Annotated in this window: 26 protein-coding genes; 11 read left to right on the top strand and 15 right to left on the bottom strand. The window is 47.9% G+C overall.

Going from position 1 to position 24,012, the window contains the following annotated elements; all coding sequences use genetic code 11:
• Positions 1–498: 498 nt before the first annotated feature.
• The 6 genes from AM1_RS10600 to AM1_RS10575 all read right to left on the bottom strand — a co-directional run bounded on the left by AM1_RS10600 (position 499) and on the right by AM1_RS10575 (position 4,898).
• The gene (locus AM1_RS10600) at positions 499–1,077 is read right to left on the bottom strand and encodes an SRPBCC family protein (RefSeq protein ID WP_012162837.1); all 579 of its coding nucleotides are present in this window, start codon (positions 1,075–1,077) and stop codon (positions 499–501) included.
• Between the two features lie 231 nt (positions 1,078–1,308).
• A complete protein-coding gene (locus AM1_RS10595; RefSeq protein ID WP_012162836.1) occupies positions 1,309–2,673 on the bottom strand; it encodes a TRAP transporter large permease in 1,365 nt (454 codons plus the stop codon).
• Positions 2,663–3,217 carry a TRAP transporter small permease subunit gene (locus AM1_RS10590; RefSeq protein ID WP_012162835.1) on the bottom strand — a complete coding sequence of 185 codons (555 nt, stop codon included), beginning with the start codon at positions 3,215–3,217 and terminating at the stop codon, positions 2,663–2,665. Before AM1_RS10590 ends, AM1_RS10595 begins: the two co-directional genes overlap by 11 nt.
• An 87-nt stretch (positions 3,218–3,304) precedes the next feature.
• Entirely contained in the window at positions 3,305–4,177 is an 873-nt protein-coding gene (locus AM1_RS10585) for a M23 family metallopeptidase (RefSeq protein WP_012162834.1), read from the bottom strand.
• Between the two features lie 61 nt (positions 4,178–4,238).
• On the bottom strand, positions 4,239–4,574 hold the full coding sequence (locus AM1_RS10580) for a hypothetical protein (RefSeq protein WP_012162833.1): 336 nt from the start codon (positions 4,572–4,574) through the stop codon (positions 4,239–4,241).
• Positions 4,575–4,682: 108 nt separating this feature from the next.
• Positions 4,683–4,898, bottom strand: a complete 216-nt coding sequence (locus tag AM1_RS10575) for an Hfq-related RNA-binding protein (RefSeq protein WP_010467763.1) — start codon at positions 4,896–4,898, stop codon at positions 4,683–4,685.
• Positions 4,899–5,068: 170 nt separating this feature from the next.
• On the opposite strand from AM1_RS10575, the gene dapF reads away from it, so the two are divergent.
• Positions 5,069–5,920 carry a diaminopimelate epimerase gene (gene dapF, locus AM1_RS10570; protein ID WP_012162832.1) on the top strand — a complete coding sequence of 284 codons (852 nt, stop codon included), beginning with the start codon at positions 5,069–5,071 and terminating at the stop codon, positions 5,918–5,920.
• A 57-nt stretch (positions 5,921–5,977) separates the two neighbouring features.
• Here the strand turns inward: dapF and AM1_RS10565 are convergent, their stop codons facing one another.
• Both AM1_RS10565 and AM1_RS10560 read right to left on the bottom strand, forming a co-directional pair.
• Positions 5,978–6,304 (bottom strand): MgPME-cyclase complex family protein, encoded by a 327-nt coding sequence (locus AM1_RS10565; RefSeq protein ID WP_012162831.1) that lies wholly within the window; start codon positions 6,302–6,304, stop codon positions 5,978–5,980.
• A gap of 65 nt (positions 6,305–6,369) precedes the next feature.
• A complete protein-coding gene (locus tag AM1_RS10560; protein ID WP_012162830.1) occupies positions 6,370–8,697 on the bottom strand; it encodes a putative PEP-binding protein in 2,328 nt (775 codons plus the stop codon).
• A gap of 167 nt (positions 8,698–8,864) precedes the next feature.
• Here AM1_RS10560 and AM1_RS10555 point away from each other — a divergent pair, with 167 nt between their 5' ends.
• A complete protein-coding gene (locus AM1_RS10555; protein ID WP_041659635.1) occupies positions 8,865–9,518 on the top strand; it encodes a ComF family protein in 654 nt (217 codons plus the stop codon).
• On the opposite strand, the gene AM1_RS42125 is transcribed toward AM1_RS10555, so the two are convergent.
• On the bottom strand, positions 9,515–9,667 hold the full coding sequence (locus AM1_RS42125; protein WP_010467774.1) for a hypothetical protein: 153 nt from the start codon (positions 9,665–9,667) through the stop codon (positions 9,515–9,517). The two genes, AM1_RS10555 and AM1_RS42125, sit on opposite strands and share 4 nt — an antisense overlap.
• 458 nt (positions 9,668–10,125) lie before the next feature.
• On the opposite strand from AM1_RS42125, the gene queC reads away from it, so the two are divergent.
• Both queC and AM1_RS10540 read left to right on the top strand, forming a co-directional pair.
• Positions 10,126–10,812, top strand: coding sequence for a 7-cyano-7-deazaguanine synthase QueC (queC, locus tag AM1_RS10545; protein ID WP_012162828.1), 687 nt, complete (start codon positions 10,126–10,128; stop codon positions 10,810–10,812).
• A gap of 65 nt (positions 10,813–10,877) precedes the next feature.
• On the top strand, positions 10,878–11,648 hold the full coding sequence (locus AM1_RS10540; RefSeq protein WP_012162827.1) for a 7-carboxy-7-deazaguanine synthase QueE: 771 nt from the start codon (positions 10,878–10,880) through the stop codon (positions 11,646–11,648).
• On the opposite strand, the gene AM1_RS10535 is transcribed toward AM1_RS10540, so the two are convergent.
• The 3 genes from AM1_RS10535 to AM1_RS10525 form a co-directional block, all read right to left on the bottom strand.
• Positions 11,645–12,586, bottom strand: a complete 942-nt coding sequence (locus AM1_RS10535) for a DUF4351 domain-containing protein (protein ID WP_012162826.1) — start codon at positions 12,584–12,586, stop codon at positions 11,645–11,647. The genes AM1_RS10540 and AM1_RS10535 overlap by 4 nt on opposite strands.
• A gap of 137 nt (positions 12,587–12,723) precedes the next feature.
• Complete coding sequence (gene sfsA / locus AM1_RS10530; protein WP_012162825.1) at positions 12,724–13,455, bottom strand: DNA/RNA nuclease SfsA; 732 nt, start codon at positions 13,453–13,455, stop codon at positions 12,724–12,726.
• Between the two features lie 139 nt (positions 13,456–13,594).
• Positions 13,595–14,578 (bottom strand): RNA polymerase sigma factor, RpoD/SigA family, encoded by a 984-nt coding sequence (locus AM1_RS10525; RefSeq protein WP_012162824.1) that lies wholly within the window; start codon positions 14,576–14,578, stop codon positions 13,595–13,597.
• 668 nt (positions 14,579–15,246) lie between these two features.
• Here AM1_RS10525 and AM1_RS10520 point away from each other — a divergent pair.
• The 3 genes from AM1_RS10520 (at position 15,247) to AM1_RS10510 (ending at position 17,869) form a co-directional block, all read left to right on the top strand.
• Positions 15,247–16,050, top strand: a complete 804-nt coding sequence (locus tag AM1_RS10520) for a TPM domain-containing protein (protein ID WP_012162823.1) — start codon at positions 15,247–15,249, stop codon at positions 16,048–16,050.
• 136 nt (positions 16,051–16,186) lie between these two features.
• Entirely contained in the window at positions 16,187–16,867 is a 681-nt protein-coding gene (locus AM1_RS10515; RefSeq protein ID WP_012162822.1) for a PHP domain-containing protein, read from the top strand.
• 15 nt (positions 16,868–16,882) lie between these two features.
• Complete coding sequence (locus tag AM1_RS10510; protein WP_012162821.1) at positions 16,883–17,869, top strand: RluA family pseudouridine synthase; 987 nt, start codon at positions 16,883–16,885, stop codon at positions 17,867–17,869.
• A 24-nt stretch (positions 17,870–17,893) separates the two neighbouring features.
• Here the strand turns inward: AM1_RS10510 and AM1_RS10505 are convergent, their stop codons facing one another.
• On the bottom strand, positions 17,894–18,223 hold the full coding sequence (locus AM1_RS10505; RefSeq protein WP_012162820.1) for a GNAT family N-acetyltransferase: 330 nt from the start codon (positions 18,221–18,223) through the stop codon (positions 17,894–17,896).
• Between the two features lie 159 nt (positions 18,224–18,382).
• Here AM1_RS10505 and AM1_RS10500 point away from each other — a divergent pair, with 159 nt between their 5' ends.
• The gene (locus tag AM1_RS10500) at positions 18,383–19,333 is read left to right on the top strand and encodes an ABC transporter ATP-binding protein (protein ID WP_012162819.1); all 951 of its coding nucleotides are present in this window, start codon (positions 18,383–18,385) and stop codon (positions 19,331–19,333) included.
• A 15-nt stretch (positions 19,334–19,348) separates the two neighbouring features.
• A complete protein-coding gene (locus AM1_RS10495) occupies positions 19,349–20,905 on the top strand; it encodes a hypothetical protein (protein WP_012162818.1) in 1,557 nt (518 codons plus the stop codon).
• A 23-nt stretch (positions 20,906–20,928) separates the two neighbouring features.
• On the opposite strand, the gene AM1_RS10490 is transcribed toward AM1_RS10495, so the two are convergent.
• Positions 20,929–21,627, bottom strand: coding sequence for an isochorismate lyase (locus tag AM1_RS10490; protein ID WP_012162817.1), 699 nt, complete (start codon positions 21,625–21,627; stop codon positions 20,929–20,931).
• The gene (locus tag AM1_RS10485) at positions 21,624–22,253 is read right to left on the bottom strand and encodes a class I SAM-dependent methyltransferase (protein ID WP_012162816.1); all 630 of its coding nucleotides are present in this window, start codon (positions 22,251–22,253) and stop codon (positions 21,624–21,626) included. The genes AM1_RS10490 and AM1_RS10485 overlap by 4 nt, the downstream gene beginning before the upstream one ends.
• 388 nt (positions 22,254–22,641) lie before the next feature.
• On the opposite strand from AM1_RS10485, the gene AM1_RS10480 reads away from it, so the two are divergent.
• Together AM1_RS10480 and AM1_RS10475 are read left to right on the top strand one after the other, a co-directional pair.
• On the top strand, positions 22,642–23,328 hold the full coding sequence (locus AM1_RS10480) for an ATP-dependent Clp protease proteolytic subunit (protein ID WP_012162815.1): 687 nt from the start codon (positions 22,642–22,644) through the stop codon (positions 23,326–23,328).
• A gap of 44 nt (positions 23,329–23,372) precedes the next feature.
• Positions 23,373–23,969 (top strand): ATP-dependent Clp protease proteolytic subunit, encoded by a 597-nt coding sequence (locus AM1_RS10475; protein WP_012162814.1) that lies wholly within the window; start codon positions 23,373–23,375, stop codon positions 23,967–23,969.
• The last annotated feature ends 43 nt before the right edge of the window (positions 23,970–24,012 follow it).

The raw sequence follows: 24,012 nt of genomic DNA, 5'->3' as shown, positions 1-24,012 counted from the left end.
AACTTCTTTGGGCTAGGAAAACTTGAAAAACAGTCTTCAACAAGAATGTAGGTTTTAACTTAGCCCAAGCTTAGGTTCTAAAGATCATTATCAATCGCAATTTAAGGGTTAGTTTTGAAGGTAAGTAACCTGAGTTCGGGAAGCTGAAACCTAGATTTTTGCGTAAGCTGAAACCTGTGTTCTTTCGTAGAAGAGGCTCAAAAATGGGCTTAACCCGTACTGGGTTAAGTAGGCTTTCGGTTGCTGAAATGCTGCTGAGCGTTGTAGAGGCCAATCAATATATGAATAAATGAGCTAAATCAAGAGAGAAAGACTGAAGATGAAATTAAATCAGTCTTTTAGACTATTGGCCATCTTTCAAGTAGCCGTATGAACGGAGCCGGAACATAGAAGACAATCTTTCGAGGTGTCTGATTGCATTTTCTTCGCAACCTTGCAAACCAATAGCTGAGGCATGCGTTTTGAGAACAAGCTGGCATGTACAGCTTGATGTGAAAACTAACTACAAAGGGCTTGGCGCATATGCTTCATATTCCCAGGTAAATCTGCACGGATGGCTTCTTGAATAAAAATAGAAGGCATGGGGATCAGTGGTGTAGCTGCTACAGAATAGGTGAGGATTGTACCCTCTCCACAATCCTGCAGTGTCAGGTCAGCGGAAAAGTCACTAAAGCTGCCTCGTTCCAAGGAAAATTTGATGCTCTCTTGGAATCGCTCTGACACTCGCAGAAAGATTTCCACATCGACAGACAGCAAGAAGAACGTTTTGCGTGCAGCCTGATAAAGACGATGGGTTTGATCCGCCGTTTTGGAGGCATGTTCCAAGACTTCGCTTTTGACAATATCGGGAAAGAACCGCACCCAGCGACTATAGGTCGTGAGCTGAGACCAAATATGCGATCGCACCCGGGGTAAGTACATGGTTGCCGTTACTGCACCTCCCCAATGGGTATGAGACCGGACATCTAAAAGGATTTCACCTTGCAATAGATCAACCATTTGTTGAGGGGGGAGAAGAGCGTGAGTTGGATCAACCGCTGTAGCGGGAACACTCATAACAGGATCGCGATGGGACATACCGGTTAAACTCCTAATGGAGAAATAACAGTCAGGGCCATCATAGCTCTATTTATTACAAAATATATATTTTGTTTCACAGATTGCCTTAGGAGTGTCCTAGAAGTTATCGTGACTAGAGGTCATAAATACGCATCGTACTCTAACCTATTTGCCGATTAACTCTTAGTATTCCCAATTACCTGTAATAGGGCATCATTGGGGCTAAAATTTTATTCTTTTACATAAAAACTAGACAGAACCAGTTGGCGTTGTCTTTAACGAGGGTAAAAACGTTACGATCTCCGGGAATTGAACCAAAATGACCAGCACAATTAGTTGCAAGATGATAAAAGGGATGGCCCCGCGATAAATGTCTGACGTTTTGATCTCTGGCGGTGCGACCCCCCTTAAATAGAACAACGCAAAACCAAAGGGAGGGGTTAAAAAGGAGGTCTGTAAATTGACCCCTAGCAAAATGCCATACCATAGCAAGTCCATGCCCAATGCCTGGGCAATGGGCCGAAAAATAGGCACCACGATAAAAGCAATTTGAAAAAAGTCGATAAAGAAACCCAGCAAAAATACCGTCAGCATACTGACGATTAAGAAGCTGAGTTCGCCACCTGGTAGATTTTGCAGTGCATCAGAAACTAGAACATTTCCGCCTAAACCAATAAAGACGAGACTAAAAGCCCGAGAACCGATCAGAATCAGCATCACCATGCTGGTGATGCGCAGGGTAGACTCTGACACCTCAAACAGCCGTTTTAGGGAAAACTCACCATTGGCCCAGGCCAAAATAATCGCTCCTAATGCCCCCAATGCGCCTGCTTCTGTGGGCGTTGCAATGCCCCAAAAGATACTGCCCAAAACCAAGAAAATTAGGGCTAGGGGTGGAATTAAAACTTTGATCACTCGAAGGGCTAGCTCTTTCCCCTGAATTTCCCGGACCGAGAGGGGTAAAGCAGGAGCGGCTTCGGGTTTAAAGATGGCAACAATGATAATGTGCAGGGCAAACATCCCAGCAATCATTAAGCCTGGAATCAAAGCGCCCAGAAATAAGTCGCCGACTGGAACCCCCAGTTGATCACCCAACACCACTAGCACCACACTGGGAGGGATAATTTGCCCCAAAGTCCCAGAAGCGACAATGACCCCAGCCGTCAGCTCCTTACTGTAGTTGTAGCGGAGCATGATCGGTAGAGAGATAAGACCCATGGCGACGACAGAGGCGGCGACCACGCCCGTGGTCGCCGCCAGCAAAGCCCCCACAAATACCACGGCCAAAGCGAGTCCACCCCGAATCGGCCCAAAGAGAATACCGATGGTTTCGAGCAGTTTCTCAGCCAAACCTGATTTCTCCAGCATGGCCCCCATAAAAATAAAGTAGGGAATTGCCAGGAGCGTATTGCTCAGCATGGTGGCGAAAATTTCTTGAGGCATGGCTAGCAGATTGGGATCCACCAAAATTTCTGGATCGACCCAACTGATAGCTGTGGGTAGCATGCAAAATAAAAGGGCCACGCCACTCAAGGTAAAGGCCACCGGATAACCTGCCGACAGCAGGCCTAGGGCGACCACAAACATGGCTAGGCTTAGCCAGTTATAGTCCATGGTCGGCTTCTCCTTCTTGGCCTAGGCTGAACCGTCTCAGTTTGATCCCATTTTTAATGGCTTCTGAAATGCCTTGCAGTAAAAGCAGCACAAAGAAGATGCAAACCACAGATTTAATGGGATAACGGGGCAACCCCCCTGCATCTGGCGAGACTTCCCAAACCTCCCAGGAATTGACGATGGGGGACCAGACGTAATAGATCATCAAGCTACAAAAAGGGATGACAAAGAGTATTGACCCTAAGAAGTTGACCCAAGTCTGCCGTTTGGGCGGCCAGTGATCATAAAATGCATCGACTCGCACATGGCCATTGTGCTTAAAGGTATAGGCTGCCCCCAATAGGAAGACAAGGGCAAATAAATAAGCTTGTCCCTCAATCAGAGAATTAGAGCTCAGATTCTGGCCAATTAAATTGCCTATTTTTCGCCCCAAGGTATTCCAAACCCCAATGACGATCATCAACGGAACGAGTAGGACAGTAAATTTGCCCACGCTTTCGTTGATGCCATCGATGATCTGAGATAGTCGCAACAACTTCTGCAATCTTCTAGGGGCCTCCACAATCCATCTGAGACCTATCCTCTCAGATCACGGCCCTGAATCAGAATGCAGAGAGAAAAAAGGCCTCTGTTACTGAAATCCCCATTTCAGCCACGGAGTGGGATCGACGGCTTGACCATTCACATTTAACCCAAAGTGAAGGTGGGGGCCTGTTGATGCGCCCGTTGAGCCGACAGTGCCGATGATTTGGCCTGCTCGTACCCTTTGACCTTCTTTGACTTTTATATCTCGTAAATGTAGATATACCGTGTTCACCCCTTGGCCATGATCAATGCCAACGACATTCCCATGAATCCGGAACCCTTGGGATTCTCGACCCACAAGGCGCACCTGTCCGGCAGCTGAGGCTTTCACAGGAGAACCACCCCAGCCTGCATAATCTAAGCCCCGATGATAATCGGGATCGGAGTAATCGCCATTGTAAATCCGCTTGATCCCATACCCAGCCGTAAGGGGGCCATTATTGGGACGTCGGAACTTGCCGCTCCACAGTTTTTTAGGAGAGACAATGGCTTTAAAGGCATCCACCCGATCAAATTCAAAGTCTGTGCCTGACCCTGTACCCGGTGGCAACCAAATGCTCTGGGTCCGGAACCATTTTTTCCCGATCCACAGCACCATGTTGCGAGCTTGTTGATTTCCCGTCACGATCAGACTGCGACGACCATGTTTTTCCAAGGGAATGGTCGGTAAAAAAGCCCGCCAACGGTTGGCCGCAATGGGATAAACAGGCAGTTTTTTGCCTGCAACTTTGATGACAGGTGCTTGCGTGAGTTGCTCGCCTGGATCAGGCTTGACGGTAATGGCCAGGGTATCACCCAATCTGGGCTTTTTAGGGGTTACAGTGACGTCTAACGCGTGGGCAGATAAGGCGGCAGATAGGGTGCTCCCTACTGTAGCGAAGAGGAGAACGCTCAGCCTACGAAGATTTTGATAACTCATGCAGAGATAAACGGATGCAGTCTACAAGTACATAGTCTAGATGGCAATGAACTAGGTTCCACTAGCCGAGCCAAGACACCCCTGCTTGGGGTGTCGTTGAGTTGGGATCGACTTTGCCAGGTGCCGGCCGCTGGCGATGGGTTAAGCAGTCTTGCATGCCGCTGGATGCTGCTTGGATGCTCCGCTCAGGTAGTACCACCCGATGCATAATAAATTCAATGGTTTGCTCTTTGACCCAACCTCGGGCCACGACAATCTCTCCAAACGGCATAGCGGTGACATTTTGGTCAGCGAGGGCGACACCCACTTGGGCGTCTGTTAATAACCCTGCTTCCACTAGATATGCCCCTATCGGTTGATAAGGTTGGGAACTTCGACTGTCAACCCCCTGAGTCATGGTTCGTTTCCTTTTACTTCAAACCAATCGGAATATGTTGCTACTAAACGCTTTGAGTTCTATGTTGAGCGACCGTCTCAACGCCACAATCTTACACCTGAAGATTGTCTAAGGTTTGGGTTTGAGAAAGACGATAGCCTGCTTCCAGACAATGGTCGGCTGATCGTAATGATCGAGTAAGCAGATGCAGAAATTATCTTGCCAACGCACTTTGCCGACGAGTAAATCGTTGGTGATTAATTTGATCTCAACTTCAGATTCTTCTTGAATCAGCGTCTGAAGTTGCCGAAAACTAGGCAGTTTGACATCAAGTTCAGTTGACATTATTTTTGTCGCGAGATGGATAAAAGAACAGATAAGGCGTTGTGGAGATGATCCGTGGAGCCATTATAGAGATGGTTTATCTTGCCATGATACCCATAAAAATCTTGGCATAGACTTCCCTGACTGCCAGAGTAGTATAGAAAGACGTTGTTTTTGCCTAAGGAATGCTGATGCGGGTTGAGTTTACAAAATATCAAGGATTGGGAAATGATTTTATCCTGATCGATAATCGCCACCAAGCTCAACCCTGTTTGACGCCAGACCAAGCGGTGCAGATGTGCGATCGCAACTTCGGTATCGGTGGGGATGGGGTCATTTTTGCCTTACCCCCAGAAGGGGACACGGACTACACCATGCGCATCTATAACTCGGATGGATCTGAACCCGAGATGTGCGGTAATGGTATTCGCTGTTTAGCGCGATTTCTGGCCCATTTAGAAGGCAAGCCCCTCCAAACAGACATCACCTATCGGATTCATACCTTGGCAGGCACCATCACCCCTAGCCTCCAAGCCGATGGCCTGGTAAAGGTGGATATGGGGCCTCCCTTTCTGGTTCCCCAAGAAATTCCGACCACGTTAGGGGAAGGCACCGATCCAGTGGTGAATCAGCCCCTAGAGGTGGCGGGACAGTCCTGGCCAGTGACCTGCGTGAGTATGGGCAATCCTCACTGCATTACGTTTGTTGACGATTTAGAGGCGATTGATTTTCAAACTTTAGGCCCTCAGTTTGAGCATCACCCTGTATTTCCCCAACGCATTAATACGGAATTTATTCAGGTGATTCGCCCGGACTATCTCAAAATGTTGGTGTGGGAGCGGGGTGCAGGTCCTACCCTAGCCTGTGGAACAGGGGCTTGTGCTGTGTTAGTAGCAGGAGTACTCACAGGTAAAAGCCAATCTCAAGCCACGATTGAACTGCCCGGCGGTCCGTTGCAGATTCGCTGGGCAGGAGAGGGACAGTCCGTGTTTATGACGGGGCCTGCAGAAAAAGTATTTACAGGGATTTATGAGACGGGCTAACACCACGCTTGGACTAGAGCGGGAGCCTCAATCCCATATATTAATCAATCCTGCATCTTAAACGGATGCTAAAGACGCTAGTGGATCAGGAATCGTGTCTGAAGGGGCCTGAAATTCACCAACGTACACATATTCCAAACGCAGTTTTAGCCAGGTCACAAAGGTCGGATTGGTGGACACAATTGCGGCACAGGGCTGTGGACACTTCGCCTTGATGTCCTGCATTTCCGGCAGTTCTAAAAATGCTGGCTGCATCACCACCCAGAAATCGATCTCTTTATTTTTTTCTTTGTAGTAGCGATGACGTTCTTTGAGAACTTCTTCAAAGGGCTCTTCTTCAAAGAGATAGCGCTGACTGGCAAGGGCGTAGTGGTAAGTTTGCATGGCTTAGAGAAAGACAAATGAACGAAGACGTATCGAGGGACGCCCATCGTCATTATCTCAGCCCATCAACCGTTTTGGATAGTTGAAGATGCAGAAGTAGAAGCAGTCTTAGATTTAAGCTGTGCTTCGGCCGTTGCGATCGCAATCTGAGTTGCGGGTACTGCCGACAAATCTACAGAGATAGCGGTCACTCCCCATGCAACAAACTGGTGAATCAGCTGAGGATGTTGAACCGGAGCTTGGCCACAGATAGAGCAGGGAATTCCTAAGGATTTAGCAGTCTTGACCAATTGAGAGAGGGCGGCAACCACAGCCGGATGATTCGCGGTATATCGCTCCGTCAAATAGGTATTCTCTCGGTGAACACCTAAGATCAGTTGAGTGAGATCATTGGTGCCAATCGCAATCCCCTGCACCCCTGCTGCTACATACTCAGACAGTTGAAAAAGCACTGAAGGCACCTCTGCCATGATCCAAATCTGCAGATGCTCCAGGAGATGAGCAGCGTGAAGCCGATCTCGACAGAAGACAAATTCCTCGACCGAGCGAATGAATGGCAAGATCAAGCGTATATTTTGACAGCCTTGGTGACAAAGCTTCGCCAGTGCCTGCAATTCCAGATCAAATAGGGTTGAGTCATACATATATTGCGCTCCCCCCCGCAGTCCCAATATCGAGTTGGCGGGTTGTAACGAGTGAGCAGCATCTTGTTTACAGTCGAGGGACCGATACAGCACAGGCCGAGGATGCCAGGCTTGGACAAACGACAGTAAATGGTGGCTCAAATGGCTAACAAAGGCGTCAGCCCCCTGTTGTTGGATCCAAACCTCAGGTAATTGTCCTTGGCAAATATCGAGCAGAAACCATTCAGATCGTAATAAGCCGACGCCATGGACTGGCAGATGTAGAGCCCGCTCTAGCCGTTGAGACTGGCTCAGATTGACCCATAACTGGGTAGTTTGCAGATCGAGATCGAGGGCGGGTTTCGCAGGAGTCGATAAAGATGCCCTGCCTGGTGAGCTAGAGGAGGGGGCGGCCAAGACCTGGCCTTGATTCCCATCTAGCAACACCATTTGCCCTGACTGGAACGTCTCTAATGCACCAGCAATGCCGACCACTGCAGGCAATCCTAATTCGCGGGCCATTATGGCCCCATGAGAGGTATGTCCGCCTGTTGTGCAAATTAAGCCTGCGACCTTTTGTAACCAAACCCAGTCGACAGGCCTGACCTGCTTTAGGACAACAATTTGGTTGGCCACGATGTTAGGCTGCAGTTGACTTGGATCTTCACAGACGAGAATCGGGGCTGTTACCTGGCCGACTGCTGCGGCTAATCCGGCAGCGATTACCCGAGAGTTATCATCTAACCCGGGTTCTTCTCGGAGCTGAAGAGCGGCAGTCAGAGGTGGCAAGGGCTGGGCTGGCCTTAACCCTGCAATGTGGAGTTCCTCAGATTCTTTCCCAGAGAATATCCATTCCACTGCTTGTAACTCAGACTGTAAAGGAGGAAGCTTCTGGGCTAAATCTAGTAATTGCTCTAGTTGGAGTTGCTCAAGGACCCACGAGTCTGAAACGGGTGTCAGGATCTGCTGTACTAAACCCAATTCTCCTGGGATAGATGTTTCAAAAGGAACTTGGTAGGCACTCGTGATCGAGCCAGGATAGCGGTGCCACCGCTTTTCCTGGCGGTCATAGGTATAGGTTTCAGGTAAGATTTCGCCCATCATCAGACTTTTGCTCAGACCATGGGTCGCTTGCACCTGGATGTAGGTTTCTGTGACGGTTAAAAATCCAGATGCCTGGGCTGACGTGACGGGCTGTAATAGTAGCGCTACGCGTAATTGATCAATGGGAATCGCTCGTTCCTGCATGAGCAGGAGTGTCTGAGCTGTAAAAGTACTGTTCCAGGCTTGTTTGATGGCTGTGCCAATGCCGGTCAATGAACAGTATTGAACTGGCAACATCTCCGTCAGGAGGGGGGTAAATTGAGCCCAAGGTTTTGGCAAGGTCAAGGATAGGCACAGACGCCAGTCGTTGGATAGACTCTGCAATTCTGCTGAAGCGGTCTGCAACCACAGTGGGGGTAAAGCCGTTTGCTCAAACCTTTGGGCAATTTCTTCTGCAACCGCTTGCAGCTGGAAGGGGTGCGCTGCTCGTATGCGCAAACTTACATGGGGAAAATCACTTAAGAAAGGGGAAGACCAAACAATCGATCGGCAAAACTGCTGAAAAGATTCTGTACCGATAACTGCACTGGGCAGAACCGGCACCTGAGCATTATAGAGCTCAGCCAGCCCTAAGGCAGCGTCACCCACCCGCAGAGAGTGAGTTGTTTCTAGCTTGTTTAACCAATACAGGCTTTCCACAAAATTGTCTTGAACAGACGATCTCATCCTAGTGCAAACACCTGTTGGTCAATGAGATATAACTAAATCCATAAAGCAATATATCGATATTTTGAGTTCCAGATCGTAATATGAAAGACACTCTACTCGATAGCTTCCTAAACTATGCAGGATAGCTTATGGACTCACCAATCTAGCAACATGGTTTGGTTAAGGTGAAAAACGGTTTACTTCAGTCGCTGCAACAGCTTGTTCTTCAGTCGCGCTGTGCGATGTGTCAGCGACTTTCATTTGGACTTATATGTCCAGATTGCCGTCGTCAGCTAGAAACTTGCCAGTTAGCAATTCCACTCGCCTTTGTGGATATGCTACCGCTTCTCGCATGGGGGCATTATCAAGGGCCGCTGAAGCAATTATTGGGTCGTCTCAAGTATGACCAACAAGCTCAAGTTGCTCGTCTTTTAGGGCAACTTCTGGGAGTCACTTGGCTAGAAACTCAGTCTCACCATCGACAACCTATCGTTGTCCCTATTCCACTTCACAAAGTCAGGCAGAGGGAGCGGGGATACAATCAATCAGCGCTAATTGCCAATAGTTTTTGCCAATTTACAGGCTTAAACGTGATGCTCAACGGTTTGGTGAGAGTACGGGCAACAGCAGCTCAATTTAGCTTGTCTCCACAAGACCGTCTTACTAATGTATCTGAAGCTTTTCGAGTAGGCCCTGAGCTAGCACAGAAAAGCCGTGGAAGTAAGATTGTGCTGCTTGATGACATTTATACGACGGGTGCAACCATTAACTCAGCCGTTGAAACGTTAAGCCAAGCAGGCTTTCAAGTGGTAGAAATTGTGGTGGTGGCTAAAGCTTAACCCAGTTGACCGACGAGATATGCAGTTTCTAGACTCCAGCCAATCAAGAGGCCGATGCTGCCAAAAATGATGATGGCTGATAGGGCGACCGTAATGGGGTTGTCAGCGTTGTCAAACTTCATAATGCCTTTGTTGAAGTCAGAAGACATGGTTTTTGCTCCCTAAGGTGTTGAGGTTGTTAACTAAAGTTAACTTAACATATTTTAATTCTTGTTGCTAGTATGCCCCAACTCATGCTGTATTGCTCACTTGAGAATGATTGATGAGCAATGAACGGCCTGTAAGCGTTTTCTAGACTGATGTTTAGGAGTATTTATACCTAGGCGTTTATCGTCACTGTTCTTAAGAAAAGGGATTTCGTCCATGTTTTGGGGACTCGATTTTGTTAAGTATACTTAACAAAATCTTAGGGTTCTGGCGATGGAGCGTCCGGATTGAGGTAGGTCCCATCTCATCCCTGAAGTCGATACAATAAGTCACTGGGACTCGTGGCTGCGACTGGCTTGATGTCCTGAGCAACCCATCGCTAATTCTCATGTGTCACTCATTTCTCTATGGCAAGTATCCAACTTAGGATTTATAACGACGATAGTCAGGGAGATGGGATGTGAAAGCAGTTGTTTTATTGTCAGGTGGGCTAGACTCGTCCACTGCTTTATACAAAGCAAAAGCCGATGGGGCTGACTGTTATGCCATCTCGTTTGACTATCGGCAGCGTCATCGCCAGGAATTGGATTCGGCGGTTGCGATCGCACAATCAGCCCAAGTCACTCAACATCAAATTGTGGCCTTCGACCTCACCCTCTGGGGTGGGTCTGCCTTAACCGATACCCAAATCGACTTGCCGTCTCGTTCCATCGAAGAGATGGCGGATCATATTCCCGTCACTTACGTGCCCGCCCGCAACTCGATCTTCCTTAGCTTTGCCCTCGCCTATGCAGAAACGATTTCAGCAGAGCAGGTCTATATCGGAGTTAACCAACTGGATTACTCGGGATATCCCGACTGTCGCCCGGACTTTATCCAAGCCATGCAAGAGGTGTTTCGGTTAGGGACCAAGCTGGGTCGGGAGGGGCAGGCTATCGAAATTTGTACCCCTCTGATCAATTTGCATAAGTCTGCCATTATCGAATTGGGCAATGACCTGGGTGTACCGTGGGAGCAGACCTGGTCTTGCTACAGTGACGGTGGCGGCTCACCACCCCTAGCCTGTGGTCAGTGTGATTCCTGCCAATTACGATTAGCGGCATTTGCTCAACTCGGTTTATCCGATCCCCTATCCTATGCCACCTAACCGCAACATCGACCTCTATTTTCCTCCGATGGGGTTGATCGCCACTCCCCTAAGCATTTGCCTTTATGAAAACTGCATCCACCGCCAACTTAGTTGAGATTTTTTCTGCCATTCAAGGGGAAGGGCTTAATGTCGGCACCCGCCAAATTTTTATTCGCTTTGGGGGGTGTGATCTCCGCTGCCATTTCTGCGATAGTGCCCATACCTGGACCCCAAAAAGCAGCTGTCAAATTGAAAAAACGCCGGGCTGTCGCGATTTTGCCCGCTATCCAAATCCAGTGACCCTTCCCCAGATCCTAGAGTGGGTTCAAGATCAGGATCTGCCTGGGATGCATGACAGTATCAGCTTGACTGGCGGAGAACCCCTATTACAGGTGGCGTTCTTACAGAATTTGTTGCCTTTGCTGCGGCAACAGACCTCGTTACCCATTTACTTAGAAACGGGCGGCCATCATCCTGAAGCCCTCGATCCGCTGTTGCCCCACCTGGATAGTGTGGGTATGGATCTGAAGTTACCGAGTGTGAGTGGTGAAAACCATTGGCCTCAGCATCGTCAAAGCTTGGAATTATGTCATCAAGCCCATATCGATGTATTTTGTAAGCTCATTATTAGCGAAAAAACTGATTGGCCGGAGTTGGTTCAAGCCGCCCAGATGGTTGCTGATATTAGCCCTACGGTATTGATGTTCTTACAACCCGTGACACCCTTAACGGCGCAACACCCCGTCCAGCCACCCACCCCCGATCAAGTTTTGGCCTGGCAAGGGCAGCTCAAACAGATGGGGCGACAGATTAGGGTTGTGCCCCAAACCCATAAGTTTCTGGGGCAGCTTTAAGCCGTTTTCCCCCGCAACCAGTTTTTCAGGTCTTCTTCATTATTGAAATCTAAGAGGGCTTCACCCAAATCTTCCACTTGATTAACCGGCAAGCTACGGACCTGAGCTTCCAAGTCTGGATTAAGATCCCCAATTCGCCGTTTTAAAAGGCGAAATACCAGACTGAGGGCTTCTCGTTCGGCTCCTTGTTGTTGATTGGCTTGAGTCGTACTTGTCAGTAGATTGGTAATTCGCTCCCGCTCGAGTAAGCCCATGCGTTCCATCTCAGTTTGCAAGACCTGTTCTTCAGCAGCATTGAGATGGAGAAAAGCTTCAATAAATTGAGAGATGACTTTGACTTTCTTGGCATCTAAACGCAGGTTGGTCAGCAGTCGCAGGCATTCTGCTTTGACCACGGGGCGATCAAAGGTTTGAACGTTCATCGTAGGCATCAGTGCGGCTGCTACAGGATTGCGACGCTGCAAAAAGTCACGCCAGTTTAATCGATGAAGTTGGATGGCAACAAAGCTAAAATCCAAAACCCGACGATCGACGAATTCCACCCGATACCCATTGGTTTCCAGACGTTGAGACTTATCTGAAGACTGCAAAATAATGGGATAGATCGGTAAATTATATTTTTCATCCAGGCGAGCAAAGGTATGGAAAATACGTCGCTCTAGCTTAATGTTAGTTTCAGATGAATTTTCTAGATGTACCCAGAAGCATGATTCTTGTCCTCGTAATCGCACTTGCACTAATACATTAGAGCTTGCCTCTTGCTTGGTAGAGGCAGGAGAATGCTCTCCCTGCTCTTGAGGTTTAAGGGATTCTTCATCTTCTAGAAATCGAATCGATTTGGGGTCGATAGCGACCGCAATTTTTGGAAAGAAGAGATCGACAAATTCTAGAAAAAAGTTTTTGAGTAAGTCCCTAAATAGACGATCGCGATCGACCATCGTAAATGTCTACCCCACAACTAAATCGTATTTACCCTAACATCCTCAGGCGAGGATCTCGCTTTTCTCGCTCAAAATCAATTCGATGCTGAGAGAAAAAACAGCGAAATATACTCATACTAATTTAAAACTACGGTTCATCTTGTTAAAGACGATTCTTCGACCGTTGCTAACCCTAAATAGCGAATGCCTTCGGGGGTAATCTCAAAGCGGCAGGGTAAAAGCCCAACCCCTGTGGCCACAGCTTCCCTGAGGAGTTTTCCGTACTCTGGATCTGCCTGATCACCCGGGGCAAATGTTGTGCAATCAGCCCGATTAATAAAGAAGAGTAAGTAAGCTTGGGCTGCAGGTAAAACCGATATCAACTCTCGAATATGTTTTTGGCCGCGGATCGTAACGGTGTCTGGGAATAAAGCCTGTTTTTCGATGGCCCAAGTCGTACTTTTAACTTCGATATAGGCAGGCTGAGCGGTGCCTGTCAGCAAAAAATCAATACGGCTTTTTTCTCGACCATAACGCACCTCAGATTTGACCTGATCATACTCACCTAAGGTCGGCAAAAGACGATTTTGAAGGAGTTGTTTGACCACTAGATTCGGGATTTGCGTATTCACCCCGACCCAGGTGGGTTCGGTGTCACAAACCTCAATCATCTCCCAGGTATAGGCTAATTTGCGCTTCGGGTTATTACTTTGAGAAATTTGCACCCGGCTATGGGGGGCACACATCCCGGTCATAGGCCCGGTGTTCGGACAATGGGCGGTAACGACTTCACCCGTATCGAGTTCAATATCAGCTAGGAAACGCTTATATCGTTTGATCAACGTGCCTGCTAGTAAAGGGGGATATTGATATAGCCAGTCCGCCATTTGCGTTAACTCTCTAGGATCAGGGGCTGAACTAATTTACCGCGTCCCCCTGGTGTTGTCTCCAGTGGCAGATTTATACAGTAAAGCGCCAATGCAGATGATGCACTGGCGCTTTAGGGTAAGTAATGAAATAGGCAGACTAGCTAGCGATATACTCCCGCACTTCGCCTTTGCGACGGCGCAGATAGTCTAGGGCTTGCCGTTCTAGCTGACGAACGCGCTCGCGGCTGAGGCTTAATTGTTGGCCGACTTTGGCAAGAGACAGCTCTTTACCGTTGTTGAGGCCGAACCGGAGCATTAGAACATCCCGTTGCTGGGGAGTTAGCTCTTTGAGCAATTGATTTACATCATCCCGCAGGGCCTCAGTGGTCGTGAACTGCTCAGGAGATTGCCCATCATCTTCCAGTAGATCTCGCAACTCAGTGTCCTGATTGTCCCCCACTCTCAGGTCTAGGGAAATAGGCTGACGAGCAATGGTGAGATAATCTCGAATTTGGCTAGGCTCTAATTCTAAGGCTTCTGCAATTTCAGCAGGAGTGGCACTGCGCCCCAGCTTTTGCGATAGCTCACGCTGAGCTTTCTTGATCTTGTTGAGCTTTTCGGTGATGTGAATGGGCAGTCGGATGGTGCGAGCCTGTTGTGCGATCGCACGGGTGATCGCCTGTCGAATCCACCAGTAGGCATAGGTTGAAAACTTATAGCCTCGGGTTGGATCAAACTTTTCAACCCCGCGCTCTAATCCCAAGGTGCCTTCTTGGATTAGGTCTAGCAGTTCTAGGTTTCGCTTTTGGTACTTCTTGGCAACGGACACGACCAGCCTCAAGTTGGCTTCAATCATTTTTTGCTTGGCTTGCTGTCCTTGGTGCAGGGACAGCTCCAACTGTGAGGGACTAAGATTGGCTTTCTCTGCCCACTCCTCTAAGGAAGGTTCACGCCCTAATTCATCCATTACAGTTTTCTGCAAGTCTAAAAGCGCCATCATGGCCTGTACTTGCTTACCAAAAACGATTTCTTCCTCATGGGTCAACAACGGGACTCGACCGATCTCATGGAGATAGGTACGAACCATATCTGTTGTCGGGGACACAGAGATAGCTTGTTGCTTAGTTTTGGTATTGGACATGGACTTGAGCTACCCCCTTTAAGAAGGTGATGTTGGCATGAAGACTATCAAACTTCAAATTAGATAGTGAATGATGCAAGATGCTAATAATCGATATGGCAGATTAAAAACGAAGTCAGTATGAGTTTGTCCTTCTATACTAGGCGATTTTTTTAGGCTTGGTGATAATTGAATATTCGGTAAACCGTATTCACTAGGGCCATTGTGACCTCACCAGCCATTTCTCAGACCATCTTTGCCAATAAGCAACAAGTTGTATAAGCATCTCTACCTCTAGACTGTTCTGTAGTCTATTAAGTTTCAACGTCACTACATCCTCGCCGATAGACCTGAAAAAATGCTGAGTAACAGCTGTCAATTTTGGACCTGATGGCCAAGGGACCGCTCAAAATGCCCAGGCAAGGATATACGGCATAGAATACCCAGGACCTATGCAAATTTGCACTGTTTACTAAGGTTAGATACGAATTTCAATATTTTGACCCTATAGTCTTTGTCATCCTTGATTCCTGCCTATTAAGCTAGGTTAGGGCATGCACCCACCTCATTGGTGACTATGCCAAAGACCCGAGATTCGTATTATTATGATAAGTATCTTGAATAAGTGTTAAAAATTGACTTAATTAGTTGCCAATTAATGCCTTTTGACATCCAATACATTATTTCTAATGAATCGTAATCTTGTTCGTCGAGTGTTTACTGCCTGTCTCGGTCTAATACTGAGCTTAGGGGTATGGTTTAGCGCATCACCCGCACAAGCCTTTGAGGCACCTGAACTATTACCTGCAGAACCCACCTCCATTGTGGATCTCGCTCAGGCCCTGACTAGCACTCAAAAAAGCAAGCTAGATAAAGATCTAGACAGTTTTGAACAGGATACGGGTTGGAAATTGAGAATTCTGACCCAGTACGATCGTACGCCAGGACGTGCTGTTAAAGACTTTTGGAATCTAGATGAGAAAAGTGTGCTGTTGGTAGCGGACTCACGTGGCGGCAACATCCTCAATTTCAATGTCGGTGATTCGGTTTATCAATTACTCCCCCGTACATTCTGGGTCGAGCTCCAGACTCGGTTCGGTAACCAGTACTTCGTTCAGGAGAACGGGGAAGATGAATCGATCATTCAAGCCATCAACTCAGTTAAGACTTGCTTGAATCAAGGCGGCTGTCGAGTTGTGCCAGGATTACCCCAAGAGCAATGGATCTTTACCCTAATCACCTCTGTAGTCGGTGGAATTATCTGTGGTTTTTCGGCTCATCCTCGCAAGCCTGATCAAGTGTTTGCTTGGCAGTGGATGTTGATTTTCTCTCCTCTATGGGGGATTTGTTTCTTTTCCTTTGGCATTGGCCCTGTGATTGCCCGGACAACAGAATGGCTGCCTATATTGAGAAATGTCGCTGGCTTTTTGGTGGGGTTCTTAATTGCCTTCTTAACGCCAATTTACAAAGCACCACCTACTTCAGAAGTGTAAGTGGGGGACGCCTAAACTTTTTTATTTTCGGCATAAACCTAGATGCTGAATGGTTCTGGCTGGTTTTGAGACTAAACATCTCAAAAATCTTGGGATATAGTTGGAATCTAAGAGCATCGCATTTAGTAATTGCTTAGTGATTGTTACGAAGGCGCCTCAAACCGATCAAGACCGATTGAAAGCGATCTTTCAATCCATTACGGCTGAAAGCTGTCCCCATACCTATAACTTTCACTTACATACAATCCATTCAGATGGGCGGTTAGAGCCTCAGCAATTGGTTCAACAAGCCATTGACACGGGTATCACGAGCTTAGCGATCACAGACCATCATAGTGTGGGTGGCTATTGGAGGGCTTTAGAACTCTTGCAATCTCAGCCCCCGGACAGTGCATCATCCTTGCCTCATCTGTGGACCGGCATTGAAATTACGTCTCGGTTGCTGGAGACCCAGGTTCATATCCTGGGCTATGGCTTTGATCCTCATCACGGGGCATTGCAGCCTTATTTAGTCGGTTCAGCACCCTCGGGACATCAGGCCCAGGCCAACCAAGTGATTAATACCCTGCATGCAGCCGGAGGACTGGCTGTTCTGGCTCATCCTGCCCGATATCGACGTTCTGTAAAGGAGCTAGTCAATGCAGCTGTCCAAGCGGGCATTGATGGCATAGAAACGTTTTATTGTTATGGGAATAACGATCCGTGGGAACCGAGTCCATCTCAAACGCGAACACTGATGCGACTGGCTGACCAGCATAGCTTGCTGCAAACCTGTGGGACCGATACCCATGGTTTAGATATTCGCCGTCGCCTCTAACTGAGGCTCATCCCCATGGAAAAACTGGAATTTTCGGTTGAGGGATCTGCTGCCAGAATAGACCGCTGGCTGGCGAACCAAGTGGATTCATTGTCGCGATCGCATATTCAGAAACTGATTGAACAGGGCCATGTCCAAATCAATCATAAGATTTGCACCTCTAAGAAATATGCCCTGCAAATCGGTGACCAGGTCGAAGTGCACATCCCTGCGCCTCAGCCCTTAGCCCTAGAGCCCGAGCCGATGGATTTAGAGATCCTATTTGAAGATGACCATCTCCTTATCGTCAATAAACCTGCAGGCCTCGTAGTCCACCCTGCCCCTGGTCATGCCACAGGTACCCTTGTGCATGGCTTGCTGGCTCATTGCCAAGATGGTCAGGGCTCCACCCTCTCTGGTATTGGCGGTGTTGAGCGTCCAGGAATTGTGCATCGCCTGGATAAAGACACGACCGGGGCTATTATGGTGGCTAAAACGAATCAAGCTCATCAACATCTCCAAGCCCAGATTGCAGCCAAAACAGCGCTACGGGAATATGTAGGCCTGGTTTATGGCCGTCCATCTGCCTTAACAGGGCGAATGGAGTTTCCCATTGGCCGTCATCGATCAGATCGCATCAAAATGGCAGTCGTGCCTGAAGAACAAGGGGGAAAAGTAGCGGTGACCCACTGGCAGATTCTCCAGCCTTTGGGTAATTATGCATTGGTTAAATTTCGGCTAGAAACCGGACGCACGCATCAAATTCGAGTTCATTGCGCTCAGATGGGTTGGCCGATTGTCGGTGACCCCCTCTACAGTCGAGGGCGATCCTTAAAGGTAAATCTATCTGGACAAGTCTTACATGCATGGCGTTTAAGCCTGAAACATCCCGTTTTTCATACAGAAATTAGTGTCCAAGCCCCTTTGCCTATAGATTTCGTAAAACTACTCAACCGCTTACAGCAGCAGGCTAATCTGAAGCCAATGAACAATCTCCTCTACCCAGCGCCGACCGTGGGTTAAGGGTACTGACAGACGGGATGTCGTTTAAAAATCCATACGAAATTCGAGCCCCCGCTGGGTAAATCCGAGCTGTCGATAGAGGGTGTGAACTTTGGGCCTAGAATCTCGACTCGTGGCGATGAGTTTGTAGCAATTGGCATCTTGGGCCAGCTGGATTACCTGACGGACGAGGTCGGAGCCTAACCCCTTCCCTCTAAACTCTTCATTGACATACACATCTTCCATCAAGGCAAAAGGTTGATCGTGCAAATCATTGTGCATGAAATAGACAAATGCTCGCCCAACTTCCACATTATTCTCGGTGATGGAAAGGCGAATACCATGAGCATCAACAGTATGGAGGTCCACTTCCATATATTCATATACTGAAAAGTTTTGGATGTGCTAGTGATTAACTTTGCGTCCTTTTCCTTTGCCGATAGACGTGATTGACATCACTCAAGTTTCAGATCCGATTCGCGAAGATGGTGGCATCATGACATTATTCTCATCCTCGTAAAGGTCAGTGAATCAATGACCCATCCTCCAGTCATTGCCACTCAGCAACTGACGAAACAGTTTGGTGACAGCATTGCTGTTAACCAAGTCGATCTGCAAGTTCAACAAGGCGAAATTTACGGCTTAATTGGGCCGAATGGCGCTGGCAAAACCACTCTGATTCGCATGTTGGCGACGGCTGAAGAACCCACCCTGGGAAGTATTGCGATTGCTGGACAGACTCTTATTCAGAACCAGCCTAATCCTGATATCAAGCGGCGGATTGGCTTCCTGCCGGATGATTTTCCTCTATACGATGATTTGCTGGTATGGGATTATCTGGAATATTTTGCCCGCCTGTATTATCTGCAAGAACCAGACCTCAGCAACAGGTTGAAGGAAGTGTTGGCGTTGGTCGATCTGGACAATAAGCGCCATAGCCCGATTAGTACCTTGTCTCGAGGCATGAAGCAGCGCCTCAGCTTAGCTCGAACGATTATTCATAAACCCACCTTATTGTTGTTAGATGAACCTGTTTCTGGGTTAGATCCAGTGGCTAGAGTTCAATTCCGTCAAACCTTAAAGACCTTACAACAGCAAGGCTTAACCATTTTTATCTCTTCTCATATTCTCAGCGATTTGGAAGACTTCTGTACCTCCATCGGCATTATGCAGATGGGGCAACTGGTGGAGAGCTCAGAGCTTCGGGCGTTATACAACCGAGATCAGACTCAGCAATTGATTATTTCTACGGTGACAGATTTAGCGCCTGTTGAAACCTTTCTACAGGACCATGCATTTGTCCATGAATGCAAAGTCTTACCTGATAAACATCAAATTGCTGTGACCTTTTCGGGCACGGATGATGACATCGTTGCGTTGCTGAGATCGCTGATCTCCCACAATTTCCCAATTATCGATTTCCACCGTACTCAAGAGAGCCTAGAAGATATCTTTATTAAAATGGGCTATCGGCAAACCTCATAACTCTCTAGTCGCGTCATGACATCCACCTTTCTTAATCGAGTCGGCAACTGGAATCCCCAGCTTCTGCGAGAATTCCGAGGTCGCCTCAAGTCCCGTAGTATTGCCGCCACAATTGTGGTCTCTTTAGTGGGGCAAACCCTGTTAGGACTAGTGTTCTCCCAGCAAACTTACAAATCCGTTCTGGAACGCTGGGCAGGTTTAGCCGAAGCCATGATCTGGATTCTCCCGTTTGCGCTGTTTACTGCAGGCAGCTACTACCTGGTGAGTGATCTCAATCAAGAAGAAAAACGGGGCACCCTCAATTTTATTCGGCTTAGCCCCCGTCCCAGTCGAGGAGTTTTATTGGGCAAAATGCTAGGGGTTCCGATCTTGCCGTACCTCGCCATTGGGCTGGCGATTCCGTTGCACATCATGGCTGGGCTGAATTCGGGAATGCCGATCTTTTTCTTAATCAGTTATTATTTGCTCCTGGCAGCCGGATGTTTTGCGCTATTCAGCCTGGCAATTCTGTATGGCTTGCTCAGCAGTTCTCGAACGATTGCAGTCGGGCAACAATCTGTAGTGGCTGTAGCGTTTGCCGGGCTAACGCTTTTCTTTCTGGCTCCCCTTTATATGACCTGGAATATGGCCGTGACTTGGCGGCCTTTAGGAATTAGTGAATGGTCTGCTCAATGGAATCCTTATCCCTATGCGGGAGAAGATCAAAACGCACCGATTCAATGGTTTGGGCAAACGATCAATCAGTCTGCATTTTTTTCTCACTGGTTTACGTTATCTTTCCTGGCCATAGCTACGGCCCTGATTTGGTTGATGCTGGTCCGCTTATTTCGAAATCCCAATACGACCGTTATGAGTAAATGGCAAAGTTATGCCATTGTGGCTTTCCTAGAGCCATTGGTGTTGGGCTTCTTCGTGGTGACGTCCGATCAGGCGAACTTTGCTGAGTCAACGGCAGAAGCAGGTACATGGCTCCTTTACGCGTTTAACATAGGTCTGACGATCGTGATCATGTTAGCCCTATGTCCTCAGCGAGCCTCTCTCCTCGACTGGGTGAGGTTTCAAAAGCACCCTCAGGGAATTTTGCGAGATTTAGTTTGGGCCGATAAAAGTCCGGCTATCCTTGCGATCGCAATCAATCTCATCATTATCAATGCTCTCTATGTCCCCTGGATGCTCTTAGTGGGGGTTGAAAAAGAGACTCCTACCGTTGCTGCCATCATTGTTTTGTCTATGACTGGAGTATTACTGATTTATACAGCTGTTGTCCAACAGATTTTCGCCCTCAAAATTCGCAACCCTTATACCTGGACCATGGGAGGGCTTGGTCTCTGGATGTTGGTTCCACCGATTATGTTGTCTATTGTGAGCATCGTGCCTGATCAGGTTCCGGCCGCCATGATGATTTGGACCTTCTTAGGCTATCCCTTCAGCGATTTTGCGGAACCCATGGTCATTAGCAGTGCCCTAGTCGGTTTGGTTGCTCAGCTTTGCGTGATAGTGCTGTTGGTACGGCAGTTCCAAAATCACCTGCAGAACCTTTCTCATGCTCAAGCGCGTCCGGTTGCTGGGTAAACCTCAGAACATCACACTAAGCGCTATTGAGATGAACGCCAATGATCGAGTTCAGCATTAATAAAATATTGCACCAAGTTGCAATACAGCTGTTCGATAACGTCTGGCTCTAAACCAGCATTCTCAGCCCATTGCCGACGCTGCGCTAACATCTTCTTGAGACGTTCAGGCGCTTGGACACTGTGGGCATCAGTTTTGAATTTTGCTGCTGCTTTAACGTACTCAAATCGCTGACCGAGTAATGCAATAACTTGGGCATCCAGGTGATCAATTGCGTCCCGAATATCGGTCATGTCACGACAATCCTGGGCGTCTAGTATGGCAGCGCTATCTGCTGGAACCACTGCATCTGCTTCAATTTCAATGAGCATGGCTGGATCAATTAATGCGCTGACTTGCACCATAGTGGTAACGGGGGGATGGGCTCCAAAAAATTCCTGGTGAGCCTGGGAGAACTGCTGCCATTGCGTAATATCGGTGACGAACATACGGGTTCGTACAACGGCATGGGTATCTGTTCCCAAATCTTGTAAAGCAGCCTGGATAATCTCTAGGCATCGATGCGCTTGAGTATAGCCATCGGCAGAAACCACCTGCCCTTGAGCATCCACAGGGGCCGTTCCAGAAACGTGAATTTGATCCCCCACTTGCATGGCTCGACAGTAGCCCACCTGGGCTTCCCACGGGGCCCCCGAACTTACCCGTTGAATTGGCTGGGTCATAGTGGTTTCACCCCAATCAGGAGGGCCATTTCTAGCCACTTCCAGTAACAGTCCACATCTTCAAAGCCAATCTCTCTCAACCAGCTGAGCTGTGTTTCGACATCTAACAGTTGATTGGAAGGATCATCATCTTCTAAGGCAATGTCAAGGGCTTGCAAAAACTGCTTATGAAGTTTGGCCGTGGGTGATGCAACATGCTCTAAGTTACAGAAAATGCCTCCAGGCTCTAGGATCTCAAATACTTCTTGGTAGAGAGAGCGTTTGCGGGGGTGGGCAAGATGGTGAATGGCAAAACTGGACACCACCCCGTCAAACGTTCCTAATGGGGGCAATGGGGCCTCCAAATTGTGCTCAACAATTTTAACTTTGGCATCCTCTGCAAATCGCTGTTGTACCGCCTCAAGCATGATGGGTGAAAAATCCATCGCCACACCGTTCACATCCGAACGGTCAAGTTTTAGGAGTGCCAACAAGCGACCATCTCCAGTTCCCAAGTCTAGGATTCTCTGGGCAGACTGTGGAACATGTTCCAACAGAACAGCTTCTCCTTCGGTACGGTGGGGCAAATGATCTGCCCTAGCTAGATAACCACGGGCATGCTCTGCTGAGGTCCATTGATTAGACATGATGCACTCATCAAAACGATATGGAGAGAAACAATCGTCTCTGAAAGCCTAATAGATTGCTTTGTAGTATAATACTACAAGATATTGGTAATTACATCCCTGTAGTCAGCGAAATAATAGTAGGGAAGTGAGTATTGCTGAAAGACTGATATACCAATGTTCTTGAGCACTCAGAGGATATACTGTTCCTGAATGCTAGCCTTTCTAGGTTTTTTCGAACTAGATTGTATTACGTTGTTTCAACATAATCTGTAGCGATGCCATTGTTACTTGAGCCATTGTGGATGAGCTTTAGTGACAATCTGGGAGTACGGTATTTCCCCCAATTCAAATGCCAGAAAATTGCTACAGTGTAACAGTATTGTCACCTTTAGGTAGTTGTCAGGCAATGGAGTCCAGGATTCAAGCAGTTCAAGCCCCTTACGGTGGCGGCGGCGATGCCTATTACCGCACCCCGCCCCCTGATTTACAGTCTCTATTGCTAAAAGAGCGGATTGTGTATTTGGGGATGCCCCTATTTTCCTCAGATGATATCAAACGCCAGGTTGGCTTTGATGTCACAGAGTTGATTATTGCTCAACTGTTGTTCTTGCAATTCGACGATCCTGATAAACCTATTTTCTTTTACATCAATTCCACAGGCACCTCTTGGTATGGTGGCGATGCCATTGGCTTTGAAACAGAAGCTTTTGCCATTTGCGACACCATGTCATACATCAAACCCCCAGTCCACACGATTTGTATTGGCCAAGCCATGGGAACTGCGGCAATGATCTTATCAGCAGGAACCAAAGGATATCGAGCGAGCTTAGGCCATGCAACCATCGTTCTGAACCAGGCCCGCAGCGGTGCCCAAGGGCAAGCCTCTGATATTCAAATTAGAGCGCAGGAAGTCCTTGCGAATAAAGCCACAATGCTAGACATTCTGCAGAAAAATACCGGACAAACCGCCGAGAAGATTTCGAAAGACATGGACCGGATGTTTTATCTGTCTCCAGAAGAAGCCAAAGACTATGGGTTGATTGATCGCGTGTTGGCTAGCCAAAAAGAATTACCCACGCCAATGCCCGTCTAAGAAATGAGTCAACCTGAGTAGTAGCAAAAAGAGAGTTATCGACTATGCCTATTGGTGTTCCTAGTGTTCCCTACCGTATTCCTGGCAGTCCCTATGAACGCTGGGTGGATATTTATACCCGTTTGAGCCAAGAAAGAATCATTTTTCTTGGTCAGGAAGTAACGGATGGTCTAGCCAATCAAATTGTGGCTTTTCTCCTGTATTTGGATTCTGAAGATCCCAGTAAGCCGATTTCCATCTATATCAACTCGCCGGGTGGTTCAGTGACTGCTGGATTGGCTATTTATGACACCATGCAGCATATTAAGTCAGAAGTCGCGACCATCTGTGTTGGTCTAGCGGCGTCTATGGGCTCGTTTCTACTGGCTGCGGGCTCTCCTGGTAAGCGTTTGGCGCTTCCCCACTCCCGAATTATGATTCACCAACCCTCTGGTGGAGCCCGTGGACAAGCTTCTGATATTGAAATCGAAGCGAAAGAAATCATTCGCGTGCGTCGGCAGTTGAATGATATCTATGCCGCGAGAACAGCGCAACCCTTGGAAAAAATTGAAAAAGACATGGATCGCGACTTCTTTATGTCTGCCCATGAGGCTTTAGAATATGGTCTGATTGACCAAGTGATTGAAGAAAGACCTGCTTAACCGCATCTCAATCCATTATTTTTGTCGAGTTTGGCAGTATCTA

Source organism: Acaryochloris marina MBIC11017 (genome assembly GCF_000018105.1).
GTDB lineage: Bacteria > Cyanobacteriota > Cyanobacteriia > Thermosynechococcales > Thermosynechococcaceae > Acaryochloris > Acaryochloris marina.
The sequence above is the reverse complement of the archived record's forward strand: the minus strand, read 5'-3'. Positions and strand labels throughout refer to the sequence as shown.